Source organism: Loktanella sp. DJP18 (assembly GCF_049310965.1).
Lineage (GTDB): Bacteria > Pseudomonadota > Alphaproteobacteria > Rhodobacterales > Rhodobacteraceae > Loktanella.
This window is the reverse complement of record NZ_JBMERN010000088.1, coordinates 1-15958: the sequence shown is the minus strand read 5'-3', so window position 1 is coordinate 15958 and position 15958 is coordinate 1. Positions and strand designations below refer to the sequence as shown.

13 protein-coding genes and 1 tRNA gene are annotated in these 15958 nt (G+C 63.6%); 8 read left to right on the top strand and 6 right to left on the bottom strand.

Translation table 11 applies throughout. The features are described from left to right. From recR to ACOI1H_RS18515, 5 genes are all read right to left on the bottom strand, one after another. A partial coding sequence (gene recR, locus ACOI1H_RS18535; RefSeq protein WP_422439315.1) for a recombination mediator RecR occupies positions 1–591 on the bottom strand: 591 nt, incomplete at its 3' end. Positions 592–655: 64 nt separating this feature from the next. Next, the gene (locus ACOI1H_RS18530) at positions 656–1000 is read right to left on the bottom strand and encodes a YbaB/EbfC family nucleoid-associated protein (protein ID WP_422439314.1); all 345 of its coding nucleotides are present in this window, start codon (positions 998–1000) and stop codon (positions 656–658) included. Between the two features lie 64 nt (positions 1001–1064). Beyond that, a complete protein-coding gene (locus ACOI1H_RS18525) occupies positions 1065–2813 on the bottom strand; it encodes a DNA polymerase III subunit gamma/tau (RefSeq protein WP_422439313.1) in 1749 nt (582 codons plus the stop codon). A 31-nt stretch (positions 2814–2844) separates the two neighbouring features. Next, positions 2845–4293, bottom strand: coding sequence for a UdgX family uracil-DNA binding protein (locus ACOI1H_RS18520; RefSeq protein ID WP_422439312.1), 1449 nt, complete (start codon positions 4291–4293; stop codon positions 2845–2847). Further along, on the bottom strand, positions 4294–5535 hold the full coding sequence (locus ACOI1H_RS18515; protein WP_422439311.1) for a putative DNA modification/repair radical SAM protein: 1242 nt from the start codon (positions 5533–5535) through the stop codon (positions 4294–4296). It abuts the gene before it with no gap. 213 nt (positions 5536–5748) lie between these two features. Between ACOI1H_RS18515 and ACOI1H_RS18510 the strand changes: the two genes are divergently transcribed. The 6 genes from ACOI1H_RS18510 to ACOI1H_RS18485 all read left to right on the top strand — a co-directional run bounded on the left by ACOI1H_RS18510 (position 5749) and on the right by ACOI1H_RS18485 (position 14574). Then, the gene (locus ACOI1H_RS18510; protein WP_422439310.1) at positions 5749–6480 is read left to right on the top strand and encodes a TetR/AcrR family transcriptional regulator; all 732 of its coding nucleotides are present in this window, start codon (positions 5749–5751) and stop codon (positions 6478–6480) included. 100 nt (positions 6481–6580) lie between these two features. Then, complete coding sequence (locus ACOI1H_RS18505) at positions 6581–7798, top strand: efflux RND transporter periplasmic adaptor subunit (RefSeq protein WP_422439309.1); 1218 nt, start codon at positions 6581–6583, stop codon at positions 7796–7798. Next, on the top strand, positions 7795–10926 hold the full coding sequence (locus ACOI1H_RS18500; RefSeq protein ID WP_422439308.1) for an efflux RND transporter permease subunit: 3132 nt from the start codon (positions 7795–7797) through the stop codon (positions 10924–10926). Before ACOI1H_RS18505 ends, ACOI1H_RS18500 begins: the two co-directional genes overlap by 4 nt. Positions 10927–11100: 174 nt before the next feature. After that, the gene (locus ACOI1H_RS18495) at positions 11101–12057 is read left to right on the top strand and encodes a TAXI family TRAP transporter solute-binding subunit (RefSeq protein ID WP_422439307.1); all 957 of its coding nucleotides are present in this window, start codon (positions 11101–11103) and stop codon (positions 12055–12057) included. 73 nt (positions 12058–12130) lie between these two features. Next, a complete protein-coding gene (locus tag ACOI1H_RS18490) occupies positions 12131–14203 on the top strand; it encodes a TRAP transporter permease (RefSeq protein WP_422439306.1) in 2073 nt (690 codons plus the stop codon). Beyond that, a complete protein-coding gene (locus ACOI1H_RS18485) occupies positions 14200–14574 on the top strand; it encodes a DUF1850 domain-containing protein (protein ID WP_422439305.1) in 375 nt (124 codons plus the stop codon). The genes ACOI1H_RS18490 and ACOI1H_RS18485 overlap by 4 nt, the downstream gene beginning before the upstream one ends. 124 nt (positions 14575–14698) lie before the next feature. On the opposite strand, the gene ACOI1H_RS18480 is transcribed toward ACOI1H_RS18485, so the two are convergent. Continuing rightward, complete coding sequence (locus ACOI1H_RS18480; RefSeq protein ID WP_422439304.1) at positions 14699–14863, bottom strand: hypothetical protein; 165 nt, start codon at positions 14861–14863, stop codon at positions 14699–14701. Positions 14864–15015: 152 nt separating this feature from the next. Here ACOI1H_RS18480 and ACOI1H_RS18475 point away from each other — a divergent pair. Further along, positions 15016–15105 (top strand) — tRNA-Ser (locus ACOI1H_RS18475). A 149-nt stretch (positions 15106–15254) separates the two neighbouring features. Continuing rightward, positions 15255–15958: tyrosine-type recombinase/integrase (locus tag ACOI1H_RS18470; RefSeq protein WP_422439303.1), on the top strand; the 704-nt coding region annotated here is incomplete at its 3' end.

Genomic DNA, 15958 nt, shown 5'->3' with positions numbered 1-15958 from the left:
AAGGGCGCGCCGGGCCCGCAAGGCGGCCGTGATCGTGCCGTCATCAAGGTAATCGAGCTCGCCCCCGACGGGCACGCCCTGCGCAAGCGACGTGACGGTGACTCCGGTCAACTGGTCGGCGATATAGTGCGCCGTGGTTTGACCGTCGATGGTGGCCCCCAGCGCTAGAATGACTTCCGTGACATTCTCGCCCGCGATCCGGTGCAGCAGACGCGGGATGCGCAGGTCGTCGGGACCGATCGCATCAAGGGCCGAGAGCGTCCCGCCCAGCACGTGGTAGCGCCCCTTGAATTGCTGGCTCCGCTCCATCGCCCAGAGGTCTGCGACATCTTCGACCACGCAAATCTCTCCGTTGGCGCGGCGGTCATCGGCGCAGATTATGCAGATATCGCCAGAGGCGATGTTGCCGCAATTCAGACATTCGCGGACGGTGGCACTAACGCGGGTCATCGCGTCGGCCAAGGGAGTCAGAAGCTGCCCGCGCTTCTTGACCAGATGCAGCACCGCGCGCCGGGCGGAGCGGGGACCAAGCCCCGGCAGCCGCGCCATCAGCGCGATCAGATCGTCCAGCGCGTCGGTGCCGTCTGTCATGTCAGGATGCCGATGTCAGAGCCTCCGGCGGGAGTTTATGGGCCAGATGAACGGGGGGGCTGCGTCAGAACGGAAACTTCATGCCGGCAGGCAGGCCGAGGCTTTCGGCGATCTTGCCCATTTCATGCTGCGCCCGATCCGATGCCTTTACCTGCGCGTCCTTGATCGCGGCCAGGATCAGATCCTCGACCACTTCCTTGTCGTCGCCGTTGAAGATGCTGGGGTCGATATCAAGGCCGGTCAGATCGCCCTTTGCGGTCGCCTTCGCCTTGACCAGCCCGGCACCGGATTCACCCGTCACGGTGATCTGGTCGAGGTTGTCCTGCATCTCGGCCATTTTGGCCTGCATGTCCTGCGCGGATTTCATCATCTTGGCCATGTCGCCCAGACCGCCCAAACCTTTGAACATCGTGTCGTCTCCGTTGCTGTGCTTTGTCTTGAAGTGGGTCTGCGGGGTGGCCGGGACAAGGGCATCAGCCGTCTTCGAACGGGTCCCATTCATCCTCGACCTCGGCCAGGGCGTCGGTTGCGGCCTCTTGCGCGCGTTCTGCTTCCGTGCGGATTTCGGTGATGCGGGCCTTCGGGAACTGCGCCAGCACCGCCTGCACAAGAGGATGCGCGGAGGCTTGCTGCTGCAGGGCTGAGGCGGCCGCATCGCGGACCTCTGCAATCGTCGGCTCGCCCGCGGCATTGCTGACAATCACGGCCCAGCGGTTGCCGGTCCAGGCTTGCAGGCGGGCACCAAGGCGCTGGGTCAGGTCGGCGGCGGCGTCGCCGGTGGGATGCACCTCGATCCGGCCAGGTTGATAGCTGACAAGGCGCAGGCCGGTCTCGACCTCGACCAGCAGTTTCACATCGCGATGGGCGCGGATCAGGTTCACCACATCCTCGAACCGGGCGTAGTGATGCAAGGCTTCGGTCGCCAGTTGCGGTGCTGCGGATGCTGACGGTCCCGATGGACCGCCGTGCGTGGGGGCAGGCGTGCGCCCGACGGCCTGTGTCGCACCGCCCGCCGGGGTCATGCGCGCGCCACCTCCGCCGCCGCCGTTCGAGGGCGGGGTCGCATCCTTCAGCTTACGCACCAACTCGTCCGGCGTCGGCAGGTCGGCGACATGGGTCAGACGGATGACCGCCATCTCGGCGGCCATCATCGCATTGGGCGAGGCTGCCACCTCCTCCAGCGCTTTCAGCAACATCTGCCATTGCCGCGACAGTACGCGCATCGGCAGGGCCTGCGCCATCGCAAGACCGCGGGTGCGTTCATCGGGGCCGATGGTGGGGTCGTCGGCAGCGTCCGGCGTGATCTTGATGACGCTGACCCAATGCGTGACTTCGGCCAGATCGCGCAGGATCGCCATGGGATCGGCCCCGTCGGCGTATTGGGTGGACAGCTCGTTCAGCGCTTCTGCCGCCTCGCCGCGCAGGATCATGTCGAACAGGTCCAGCACGCGGCCCCGGTCGGCAAGGCCCAGCATGGACCGGACCTGATCGGCAGTCGTCTCGCCCGCGCCGTGACTGATCGCCTGATCCAGCAGCGAGGTCGCATCGCGCGCCGATCCCTCGGCGGCACGGGTGATCAGCGCGAGAGCGTCGTCGCTGATTTGGGCGGCTTCCGCCTTGGCGATCATCTGAAGCAGGCCAATCATCACCTCGGGTTCGATGCGGCGAAGATCGAAGCGTTGGCAGCGTGACAGCACCGTGACCGGCACCTGCCTGATTTCGGTCGTCGCGAAGATGAACTTCACATGCGCCGGCGGTTCCTCCAGCGTCTTGAGCAGCGCGTTGAACGCGCTTTTCGACAGCATGTGGACTTCGTCGATGATGAAGATCTTGTAGCGCGCGCTGACCGCGCGATAGCTGACCGTCTCGATGATCGCGTCGCGGATGTTCTGCACGCCGGTGTTCGATGCGGCGTCCATCTCCATCACGTCGACGTGGCGGCCTTCCATGATGGCCGTGCAGTGCTCGCACCTGCCGCAGGGGTCGGTCGTCGGGCCACCCTGCCCGTCCGGACCGATGCAGTTCATGCCCTTGGCGATGATCCGGGCGGTCGTCGTCTTTCCCGTCCCGCGGATGCCGGTCATGATGAAGGCCTGCGCGATCCGATCCGCGGCAAAGGCATTCTTGAGCGTGCGCACCATCGCGTCCTGACCGACAAGGTCGGCAAAGGTCTCGGGACGGTATTTCCGGGCCAGAACCTGATAGGCGGGTTTGTCGGTCATGAGGCGCTTTCGTTGCGGGTGCGCGGCCAATCTAGGCGCGACGAGCGGCGACGTCCACCGGTGCCGGGTGGCTTGCCAGCCATTCGACCGCCAAGGCCAGGTCCGCGACCATCATAGCTTCGGCCTCGGGCCGCGCGGCGGGGGGCATCCGCAGCAAGGCGCTGGGGTGTAGGGTGATCAGCACCGGACCCTGCGGCGTCTCTTCGATCGTGCCGCGCCGTGTCATCACGCCCTTGGCGTTTCCGGTCAACGCACCCATCGCCGTGCCGCCAAGGGCCAATGTCAGCCGGGGCTTCAGCAGCGTCCGTTCGGTATCGAGCCAGAACTTGCAATGGCTCACCTCGGAGGTGTTCGGATTGACGTGGAGACGTCGTTTCCCACCCTCCTTGAACTTGAAATGCTTCACCGCATTGGTGACGAACGCCGCCTTGCGGTCCAGCCCGGCGCGGGCAGAGAGTTGATCGAACAGTTGCCCCGCCGGGCCGACGAATGGCACGCCTGCCATATCCTCTTGATCGCCGGGCTGTTCGCCGACGATCATCAACGCGGCGTCATGCGGGCCGTGGCCGGGCACGACCTGCGTTGCGGGGCCGTACAAGGGACAGCGGGTGCAGGCCGCAAGGCCGGCATTCAAAAGGTTCCAGGATGCGGGCTGGGGGACCTGTTGCAGTTGTTCACGGATACGGGCGACGCGGGCGGGTTCCAGCGTGGGGGCCGTCGCCGCCATGTCGCGCACGCGCGCTTCGGCCTGGGCGATCATGTCGGGGATATATTGCGCCTCTGGCAGGTTCTTCCAGTATTTCTTCGGCATTTCCGACGTCATTGCCTTTACCTTCAACCGGGCGGGGTTGAAGATGTTCTGGAAATAGGTGCCCCACAGCGCCTCTGCCGCGTCGTCCGGCAGATCGGGCTTTTCGCGACCTTCATGGAATGACAGCGCACCATCCGCAAATTTGGCGGTGACGTCAGGCGTGACGATCATCCAGTCCATGTCGGCGAAACGCCGCGCGAAAAAGGGCGCATTGGGTTCCACCGTGTGATGCGTCGGCTCGAACCATGCGGCAAAGCTGCGACGCGGACCGGGGCTGCGCAGGTCGCGGAATCGCACGAAGGCGCGCATCTTGTGCTTGCAGCGATGCACGGCCTTTTCCATCTGCCGCAGGCGGGCAAGGTCCGGATCGGCACGATCCGACATCAGCCCCCGGGCCAGTCGCAGCCGCCACAACAGCGCGTACAGGCGGGCAAATCGTTCGGGGTCCTTGTGCCAGACCACCCATTCGGCCATCGCCACAAAATCGGCAGATACCTTGATCGCGCTGCGCGTGGTGGGCGGCGGCAGCTCCGTCGCGAACAGCTCTGTCGCCGTGTTATCCCAGTCCCAGACGATCTGATCCGGCGGCACCCGCGCGGCCAGCAGCGTCCGCGCGGCGTCGCGCCACGCGGTCCATGTGTCGATGGGGGGCAGCGGGATCGTGAACATTCAGAACAGCGTCAACTGTTCCGGCGGCGGCGCGAACCGCGCCCGCAGGTCGACGCTGTCGGTCAGTCGTCCGGGCGTCCAGTCCAGCGCGGTCACGAAGGCACGCGCCTTTTTCAGGCTGGCACCCAACCGCAGCAGATCGTCATAACGCAGGGTGCGGTGACGACGCGTCGTCAGGATGCGATTGACCGTCTTGGTCCCGAAGCCCGGCACGCGCAGCAACATCTCTCGGCCTGCGCGGTTCACGTCGAGCGGGAAGTGATGCCGGTTCTGAAGCGCCCAAGCCAGTTTCGGATCAACCTCCAGATCGAGATTGCCATCACGGGTCGCAGACGTGATCTCATCCACGCCGAAACCGTAGAAGCGCATCAGCCAGTCCGCCTGATACAGACGATGTTCGCGCATCAGCGGCGGCTTGATCAGCGGCAGTTTTGCGGTGCTGTCGGGGATCGGGGAAAAGGCGGAATAGTAGACCCGCCGCAGTTTGTAGTCGCCATAAAGCGAGGTGGATCGCGTCAGGATCGTCGCATCGGTGGCCCCGTCGGCCCCGACGATCATCTGCGTCGACTGGCCCGCCGGGGCGAATTTCGGCGGCCGTTTGCCCGTGTGGCTCTTGTCCTTGGAGGCGTCCCGAGAGGCGCGCACGTTGCCCATCGCGGCACGGATCGTCACCGGGTTCTTTTCCGGGGCAAAGGCTTGGACGCTTTGATCCGTCGGCAGTTCGACGTTGATCGACAGCCGATCTGCGTAAAGCCCCGCCTCTGCGATGATGTCGGGTGCGGCGTCAGGGATGGTCTTGAGGTGGATATAACCGCGAAAATTCTCGACCGTGCGCAGGCGCTTGGCGATGCGAACCATGTCAGCCATCGTGTCGTCCGGGTTCCGTATCACGCCGGACGACAAGAATAGCCCTTCGATGTAATTGCGGCGGTAGAATTCCAGCGTCAGGCTGACGACCTCTTCGACGCTGAACCGCGCACGGGTCACGTTCGAAGACATCCGGTTCACGCAATAGGCGCAGTCGTAGATGCAGAAGTTGGTCATCAGGATCTTCAGAAGGCTGATGCAGCGCCCGTCCGGCGCGTAGGCATGACAGATCCCCGATCCTTCGGTGCTGCCGAGCCCCTTGCCATCGCGGCTGTCGCGCCGTGTCGTCCCGCTTGATGCGCAGGAGGCGTCGTAGCGGGCGGCGTCCGACAGGATTGCGAGTTTGTCTTGGAGGGTTTGGGCCATGACGTTCATGTTATGTTCACCTGCCAAGGGTCGCAAGCCCCTGCCTGTGAAGCGCCATGACGATTTCGTGTGACATCCCCTCCGGATCGGCAGCGACAGAAATCGATAAGGGTCGAAAAGTCGGGTGGTTTTGAAGTCGCAGATCCATTCCGCGCTTGCCTTGTTTTAAGGAATCGCGCACCTACATACCGACCGCCGGTTTGTAGTGAAAGCATTGCCCCCATGAGTGTCTCCGAGGTTCTGAAGGCCCCGCGTGCGAAGCGTCTGCGCATGGCGCCGGACGCTCGGCGGGCCGATATCCTCGATGCAGCCCTCGCACTGTTCTACAGTCGGGGGTGGGACCATGTGACCGTGGCCGACGTGCTGCAAGAGGCCGACATTTCAAAAGGCGGCTTTTACCACCACTTCAACGCCAAAGAAGATCTTCTTGACGGTCTTATCGAACGGTTCACGACAGAAGCGCTGGCGGCGGCACAGGACGCGCGGGATGCGACGTCGGGGACGGCCATCGACCGCTTCAACGCCTTCCTGGCCGAGACCTGTCGTTGGAAGGCCGAGAGGGTGCCGCAGATCAAGTTCCTGATCGACGTCATGCTGCGTCCCGGCAACGATGCGCTGTTCCAGAGGATCACCGCCGCCACGAACGCCGCCGCCCGCCCCGTTCTGCGCGACATGATCCTGCAAGGCGTCGCGGACGGGTCGTTCGATGTGCCGGACGTCGCGCTGGTGTCCGAGACCATCGTGGGCATGTCGAACGGGCGGCGAAAGCATCTTCTGGATGCGGTGGATGACATCGGCAAGGGCGACCTCGAAGCCGCAGCGGCCCGACTTGATCAGCGCATGGCCGCCGAGGCGGCGCTGATCGGCCGCCTGCTGGGTCTGGCCCCCGGCACCATCACCCTCGGCAATCCGTCAGAGCATCGCCTTATGCTGCAAGCGATTGCCACCTCATGAAAAATGTCCAGGACGGCGGCGGATGCCGCGCCCGCTGTTTCAGATACCATGCAATGGGCGGACGGTGCCGCGATCGGTGCCATCCGCAGGAGAATACAAGATGACCGATCCCGCACCCGAACAGCGTCAGGCCCTGACCTTTGACAACGACAAGGGATCGAACAGGTCCAAATGGGTCGCCGGCGGCCTCACGCTGGCCATCATCGGCTGGATGGGGAGCGGTTTCGTGCTTCCGTCCGAGGAACCTGCGCAGGAAGCGGCCGCGCCGATCGCCCCCCGTGCCGTCACCGTTGCCGTGCGGCAGTCGCAGGCCGATCTGGTCGAACAGGTCTTCGCCGCCGAAGGTCAGGCCCTGCCGGACCGCGACACGCCGATCCGGGCCGAGACGTCCGGCCAGATCGGCGAGGTACTGGTCCAGCGCGGTGCCGACCTCGAGGGCGGGCAGGTCATCGCCCGCTTTGACACCGCCGCACGGCAGGCAGACCTCAATCGTGCGCAGGAAGAGCTGAACCGCGCCCAGCGCGAGTTCGACAATGCGACCGCCCTTGTCTACCGTGGCATCGCCACCGCAGACCGCGTCAGTCAGGCCCAGGCGACGCTGGCCGCCGCACAGGCCGGTGTCAGTACTGCCGAGGAAGCAATCGCCGACACTGAAATCCGCGCGCCGTTCGCGGGCCGGTTGGAAACGCTCGACGTCAATGTCGGCGAATACGTCGCCACCGGGGCGGAGGTCGGCCGGATCGTCGACAATACGCCGCTGACCATCAGCATACAGGTGCCGCAGCAAGCCGTGCGCGACATCGCGGTCGGCCAGACCGCCGAGGTCGCCTTCATCACCGGTGCGACCGCCACCGGCGTCGTCCGCTTTGTCGGCAGCAGCGCTGATGCGGAAACCCGGACCTTTACCGCCGAGATCGAGGTGCCCAATGCCGATGCGGCCATCCCTGCCGGCATCAGCGCGCAGCTGCGCATTCCAACGGGTGAAATCCGGGCGCATTTCGTATCGCCCGCGGTGCTGTCGCTGGATACCGATGGCACGCTCGGCATCAAGACCGTCGATGACCAGAACAAGGTGAAATTTCACGAAGTCAGCATCGTGCGCGCCCAGACGGACGGAATCTGGATCTCCGGCTTGCCGGACGAGGCACAGATCATCTCGATCGGACAGGGGTTCGTGACGGATGGCGAAACCGTCGATCCCCAGCCCGAGGAAGAGGCCGCCGAGATCGCCGATACGGCTCCCGATGCGCCAGTTCAGGACGCAGAGGCCGAGAATGCTGACCCCGGTCCGATCATCGCGTCGGGGTCCGACCAATGAACGCGCTGATCGACGCCGCCTTCAGCCGTGCCCGCGTGGTCGTCCTGACGCTGGTGATGATCCTGCTGGTGGGGGCGTATGCCTATACGGCGATCCCGAAGGAAAGCTCGCCCGAAATCCCGATCCCGATCTTCTATGTCTCGACCAGCGTCGACGGCATCTCTCCCGAGGATTCGGAACGCCTGCTGGTCGATCCGCTGGAAACCGAATTGTCGTCGCTGACCGGGCTCAAGCAGATGACCGGCAACGCCAGCGAAGGGCACGCCAGCGTGCAGCTTGAATTCGAGGCCGGGTTCGATGCGGCGTCGGCGCTCGACAAGGTGAACGAAGCCGTTGACCGCGCCACCACCGACCTGCCCGAGGACGCGACCGACCCCGTCGTGACCGAGATCAACACCGCCCTTTTTCCGATCCTGACCGTGATCCTGTCCGGCCCGGTGCCGGAACGCACGCTCAACACCCTGTCAGAGGATCTGGCCGACCGGATCGAAGCACTGGGCGGCGTTTTGGAGGTCGATGTCGGCGGTGCGCGCGACGAGCTGCTCGAGGTGGTGATCGACCCCACCGTCTTCGAGACCTACAACATCAGCTTTGAGGAGCTGATCGGCCAGATCAACCGCAACAACCGGTTGATCGCCGCTGGCGCGATCGAGAACGGTGCCGGCCGCATCGTGCTGAAGGTGCCAGGCCTGATCGAGGATATCGACGATGTCATGGCCCTGCCGGTCAAGGTGCGCGGCAATACGGTCGTCACCTTCGGCGACGTCGCCACGATCCGCCGTACCTTCGAAGACCCGACCGGTTTTGCCCGCATCGACGGTCAGCCGGCACTGGCGCTCGAGATCAAGAAGCGGTCGGGGGCCAACATCATCGAAACCGTCGACGCGGTCCGCAGCGTCATCGCACAGGCGCAGGTCGACTGGCCCGATAGCGTGGCCGTGGCCTATATCCAGGACGAGAGCGAGCAGGTCGAGACGATGCTGTCCGATCTGGAGGCGAACGTCATCGCGGCCGTGATCCTCGTCATGATCGTCATCGTCTGGGCGCTTGGCATCCGGTCGTCGCTGCTCGTCGGTCTTGCCATTCCCGGCGCATTCCTCGCCGGGGTGACGGCGTTGTATCTCATGGGCTATACCATGAACATCATCGTGCTGTTTTCGCTGATCCTCGTCGTCGGAATGCTGGTGGACGGGGCCATCGTCACGACCGAATTAGCGGACCGCCGCCTGCAGGAAGGCGATCCGCCCAAGGTCGCTTATGCCTACGCCGCCAAGCGGATGGCCTGGCCAATCATCGCATCCACCGCGACGACGCTGTCGGTGTTCTTTCCCTTGCTGTTCTGGTCCGGCATCGTGGGCGAGTTCATGAAATTCCTGCCGATCACCGTGATCCTGACGCTGACCGCATCGATGTTCATGGCGCTGGTCTTCATCCCGGTCGTGGGCGGCATCATCGGCAAGAGGCCACCGCAATCGGCCCGCGACAAGGCCGGACTGCATGCGGCTGAAAAGGGTGATCCGCGTGATCTGAAAGGATTTATCGGGGGCTACGTCAAGGTTCTGCAATTCGCGATTCTGCGCCCCTGGGCGACAGTCATCATGGCGGTCTGCTTTCTGATTGCGGGCTTCGGGGCCTATGGCAAATTCGGCAACGGCATCAGCTTCTTTCCGTCCGTCGAACCTGACTTCGCGCAGGTGCAGGTCCGTTCACAGGACAACTTCTCGATCTTCGAGAAGGACGCATTGGTGCGCAAGGTCGAAAGCCGCCTGTTCACCTACGACGAGATCAAGTCGGTCTATGCGCGGTCCGGTGGCAGCAATCAGGAGGCCGCCGACCTGATCGGCACCATCCAGATCGAATTCACGGAATGGGACACGCGCCGCACGGCGGCCGAGATCGGTGAGGACATCCGGGCCGACATGGCGACCATTCCCGGCATTGACGTGCAGGTACAGACGGCGTCCAATGGCCCATCAAGCGGCAAGCCCGTCAGCCTGCGGGTCCGTGCCAACGACACCGAAACGCAAGCTGATGCGGTCAGGCGCATCCGCGCGGCCATGGACGACATCGGCGGATTCACCGACGTCACGGACACGCTGCCCCTGCCCGGCGTCGAGTGGCGCATCAGCGTGAACCGGTCAGAGGCAGCGCGTTTCGGGGCCGACATCTCGTCGCTGGGGCAGGCCGTGCAACTGTTGACACGCGGCATCACCGTGGCGGATTACCGTCCCGACGATGCCGAGGGTGCCGTCGACATCAACGTGCGCTTTCCGTCGAACAGCCGCACGCTGGAGGACCTGCAATCGTTGCGCGTGCCGACCAGCGCCGGCCTTGTGCCGATCTCGAACTTCGTGACCTTCAAACCGGCCCCGCGCAGCGGCGTCATCACCCGCGTCGACCAAAGCCGCGTCATCTCGATCGAAGCGAACGTGGCCCCCGGCGTGCTCGTCAACGACCAGGTCACCGCCTTGCAATCCGCCATCGCCGACATGGACCTGCCCGACAGCGTCGAGGCGACCTTTGCCGGCGAGGCCGAGGATCAGCAGGATTCGATGATCTTCCTGGCCGGTGCGTTCATATCGGCCATCTTCATGATGTTTGTGATCCTGGTGATCCAGTTCAACAATTTCTATCAGGCCTTCGTGGTGATGAGCGCGATCGTCTTCTCGATTGCCGGCGTCCTGTTCGGGCTGATCGTGACCGGGCGGCCCTTTGGCATCGTCATGGGCGGGATCGGGGTCATCGCCCTTGCAGGGATCGTGGTGAACAACAACATCGTGCTGATCGACACCTACAACGACCTCAAGAAGAGCGGGCAATCGCCGTTGGAGGCCGCCTTGCGCACCGGTGCGCAGCGCCTGCGACCCGTGGTGCTGACATCGGTCACGACGGCGTTGGGCCTCCTGCCGATGGTGATCGGCGTGAACCTCAACTTCTTTACCCGAGAGGTCATCTACGGCGCGCCATCGACCCAGTGGTGGACGGAACTGTCGTCCGCCATCGCCGGCGGCCTGGTCGTGGCGACGGTCCTGACCCTGATCGTCACTCCGGCGATGCTGATGCTGGGCGAACGGCGCGCCCGCCGCGCGCAGCCCGGTGTCGCGCCGACCTTTGCAAAGCCAGCCTGACGGATGCGGGGGGTCACCTGAACCCCTGCCCATCGGCACCTTGGCGCGCCTACAGGATCAGCTTCCGACCGAAAAACGGAGCAAGCCCTCAACAATGGCTTGCCCCGTCCGCCAGCGTCATAAACAATCGCAGGCGGGCACCCACCGAGGGTCGCCAATTCTGGGAGGAACACCATGATCGACCTGAAATCCGCCTTGCGGGGCAGCATTCTTGCATCGACGCTGATCGGCGCACCCTTCGCGGCCCATGCGCAGGACTTCATCAACGTGCTGACGGGCGGCACGTCTGGCGTCTATTATCCGCTGGGTGCCGGTCTGGCCAACATCTATGGCGAAAAGATCGAAGGCGTGCGCACGCAGGTCCAATCCACGAAAGCCAGCGTCGAGAACCTGAACCTGCTGCAGGATGGTCGGGGCGAGCTTGGCTTTGCACTGGGCGATTCCGTCGCGGCAGCCTGGGCCGGGGACGCCGACGCCGGTTTCCCGCAAAAGCTGGACAAACTGCGCGGCATCGCGGCGATTTATCCGAACTACATCCAGATCGTGGCCAGCGCGGAAAGCGGCATCACGGATTTCGCGGGTCTCGCCGGAAAAAGCCTGTCGGTCGGTGCACCCGCGTCGGGCACGGAACTGAACGCCCGCGCCATCTTCGGTGCGATGGACATGAGCTATGAGGACCTGGGCAAGACCGAATATCTGCCTTTTGCGGAATCGGTCGAACTGATCAAGAACCGCCAACTGGACGCCACGCTCCAGTCGGCTGGCCTTGGGGTCGCTTCCATCCGTGACCTTTCGACCTCCTTGCCGATCACCGTGGTCGCAGTTCCGGCATCCGTCGCAGAGACACTGGGCGCACCCTACGTGGCCACCACGATCCCTGCAGGCACCTACGACGGCCAGACCGAGGATGTGCCGACCGTTGCCATTTCGAACTTTCTCGTGACCAGCGACGCGGTCAGCGAAGAGGTCGCCTACCAGATGACAAAGCAACTGTACGAGAACCTCGACACGCTGGTCGCGTCGCATCAGGCGGCGGCGCAGATCGATATCGCCAACGCGCTGGAAGGCATGCCCATCCCGCTGCACCCGGGAGCCGAACGCTACTACCGCGAAATGGGCGTGATGCAATAAGGCACCCGCCCGTCGGGGGGGCGCGTCCATGAGGCGCGCCCCTATTTCGTTTCGCCGATCAGCAGGTGCCCAGATGACAAATCCCGCCACGCCCCCCGATCCGCTGGAGGGTCACGAGGTTTCGTTCGGCGATGATGCCGTGGGGCGTCTGCTGTTCTGGATCGCCGTCGTCTTCTCGGTCTTCCAGATCGTCACGGCGGCCCATATCATCGACTTGTCCAGCCAGATTACCCGTGCGTTTCACGTCGGGTTTCTGACGCTGCTGGCCTTTCCGCTGGTGGCCTACGGGCGGCGCGTGTCTACCCCTCTGCGGGCGCTGGCGTGGGCCTTTGCGCTCGCTGGTGTGGCGGTGGCGCTGTATCAATGGTGGGAATACCAGCCTCTGATCCTGCGCGCGGGACGCCCCCTGACACAAGACATCGTCGTTGGCGTGATCGCACTTGTCGTCGTCTTTGCCGCCGCCTGGACGATGATGGGCTTTGCCTTGCCACTGATCGCGGGCCTGTTCCTAGCCTACTGCCTGTTTGGGGAATACCTGCCCGCACCACTAAACCATCGCGGCTACGACTTTTCGCAGGTCATCGACCACATGGCGTTCGGGACCGAAGGCATCTACGGCATCCCGACCTACGTGTCGTCGACCTACATCTTCCTCTTCATCCTGTTCGGATCGTTCCTTGAACGCGCTGGCATGATCCGCCTGTTCACGGACGTTGCGATGGGCCTGTTCGGGCACCGGCAGGGCGGTGCCGCCAAGGTCGCCGTCGTCTCTTCCGGTCTGATGGGCACGATCTCGGGCTCTGGCGTGGCCAATGTCGTCACGACGGGGCAATTCACGATCCCCCTGATGAAGAAATTCGGCTACCGTCCGGCCTTTGCCGGCGGGGTCGAGGCAACGGCCTCGATGGGTGGGCAGATCATGCCGCCGGTCATGGGCGCCGTGGCCTTCATCATGGCCGAGACCCTGGACGTGCCATATGTCGAGGTCGTGAAGGCCGCCCTGATCCCCGCGATCCTCTATTTCGCCTCTGCCTTCTGGATGGTGCATCTGGAAGCCGGTCGCTACGGCCTGCAAGGGCTGAACAAGGCAGAGCTGCCGTCAGCCCGGGCCGCGATCCGCAAGAACTGGATGCTGCTCGTGCCGCTGGGTGTGCTGGTGTACCTGCTGTTCGGTGGCTATACGCCACTGTTCGCCGGAACCATTGGACTGGGCCTGACCGTGCTGCTGATCCTTGGCGGGTCAGCCGTCCTGAACCTGCCAGCCGGCACGATGCGTTTCATCTTCTGGCTGTGCCTCGGACTCGTCGCCGCCGGTTTTCTGCAATTCGGCATCAACGTCCTGATCGCGGCGCTGGTCGCGTTGATCGTCTGGTGTGCCCTCACGAAAGGCGGGCGCGAAACACTGCTGCTGTGCCGCGATTCACTGGCCGAGGGGGCCAAGACGGCGCTGCCCGTGGGTGTCGCCTGCGCGCTGGTCGGCGTCATCATCGGCACCATGACCCTGACGGGTGCTGCCAACACATTCGGCCAATTCATCGTGGCGGTCGGCCAGAACAGCCTGCTGCTGTCACTGATCCTGACGATGTTCACCTGCATCCTGCTTGGCATGGGCATCCCCACGATCCCCAACTACATTATCACATCGTCCATCGCCGGGCCTGCCTTGCTGGCGCTCGGCGTGCCGCTGATCGTCAGCCACATGTTCGTCTTCTATTTCGGCATCCTTGCAGATCTCACGCCGCCCGTGGCACTGGCCTGCTTTGCCGCCGCTCCCATCGCCAGGGAAAGCGGCCTGAAGATCAGCATGGAGGCGATCAAGGTGGCCGCCGCGGGCTTCGTCATCCCCTTCATGGCCGTCTATACGCCCGCCTTGATGTTGCAGGCCGGCGGTCCACTGGCCGAGGCCATCGGCTATTGGCCCGCCGTTGCCTACATCGTGTTCAAGACGGTGCTGTGCATCGGGCTTTGGGGCGCCGCCGTGATCGGTTGGGTCGGGCGACCGCTGGGCTGGCCGCTGAGAATCCTCGCCGTCGCCACCGCCGCTATCCTGGTCGCCGCTCTCCCCATCACGGACGAGATCGGCTTTGCGCTGACGGCGGTCTTTGTCGGTGCCCTGTTGTGGAAACGCCGCCGGGCGCTGGCGTGACGGCTTGCCTCGCCATCGGAGCGGTGGCGCTCCAGCTTGCGTCGGGTGATTTTACCCTGCGCTGGACCCATTCGGTCGAGCATGTCACCTGGGAGGAGACCTGGAACGTCGGCGCAGACACCCTGCGGCTTGACCGTTCCCGCATCAAGGGGTCTGGTGCCGGGATGGAACCGGCCCCGGACGCGACATGGCAGGACGGCTGGTGGGTTTCCCCCGGTCATCTGAACGTGCCCGCCCTGACCCTTGCCGCATCGGGGGCCACGACAAGTGGATGGACGCTGTGCGCCGACGGAGACTGCCGGACCCTCGGCACCGCATCCGGCCTTCCCGTGACACTCTCTCCCTGCGACGCCGTTAGCCAGATCCCCTGACGCGTCCGCATTTTGCGTTCGTCGGTGTCTTGTGACCGGGACGGACGATGAAGCGATCCTCGTTCACTCCCAAGCTGCCGCGCATTTGGACCATCAGGACGGGACGGAAGCACCGCCCGATTAATCAGCTTTGCAACGGTTTCACCCTGAAGCGACTGAAGATCAGAACGGCGAGCCGCAGATCGCCGTACGGTGTGACCGGAATGGAGACGGGAGCTTCTCGCCCGAACTTGTGAAGAAGGCCAGGACCCGGAACGATGGGATGGATGCCGAGATCGTCGGCCTTCATGAAGAGGACACATGTCGATGCAGCACAACGCCCCAGATGCTCGAGGTTCCCGGATGGCGATATCGAGGGTCCGAGCCGAGGACCCGAGAATCTCTCCATCCCGGTGAATCCGACCTTGAATGTCTTTATCCCCCGCGGCTATACCCGTCGGCGGAGACGTGGCCGAGTGGTCGAAGGCACGCCCCTGCTAAGGGCGCATACCGGAAACGGTATCGAGGGTTCGAATCCCTTCGTCTCCGCCAGACCCCCATTTTATAGGTTTTGTTTGGGTCATCTACAGCGACCATTCTGCCTTGTATCATTGGGTTTTATGACGATTGCCGATCATGCTGGATTTCTTTCGATTGTACTGATATTCGTTCCTTGCGTGGTATAGATAGTGGTATGAGTGATGGCGGTGTCCGGCAAGCTTACGAGGAAACTGGTCGAGAACCTTGGCGCTGGACGGCACGGGGATGGCAACGGCCTTTACCTGGTCGTTGATCCTTCGGGTGCGCGGCGGTGGATCGTGCGCGTCACGGTGAAAGGGCAGAAAAACAAAATGGGTGCGCCACTTCGAACCGACTTCGGTTTGGGAGGTGCTGATCTCGTCACCCTGAATCAGGCGCGCGACCGGGCGCTGGAATATCGCCGAATGGCACAGCAAGGTCTGAACCCCAGGTTCAACGCAAAACGCGAGATCCCAACATTCGAGGAAGTTGCCCAACAAGTTCATCTGGCACGCATGCCGACTTGGAAAAACGCCAAGCACGGCCAGCAATGGATTAATACCTTGCGCGATTACGCCTTCCCCAAGATTGGCCGTATGCCGATCGACAGCATCAATCAGCCCGAAATCTTGATGTGCTTATCACCGATCTGGACCGAAAAGCATGAAACAGCGAGACGTCTAGCACAACGGATCAAGACCGTGTTGGATGTCGCGCGGTCTAGGGGATTCCGTTCTGGCGAAAATCCTGTGACGGCCATCAAGGATGCGCATGTTCTGCCCAAGGTGAAAGCCAAGCCGAAGCACCACAAGGCGATGCGCTGGCAGGATCTTCCGAGCTTCTATGCAAATCTCAAGTCACGCGATGCCATGTCCGCGAACGCTTG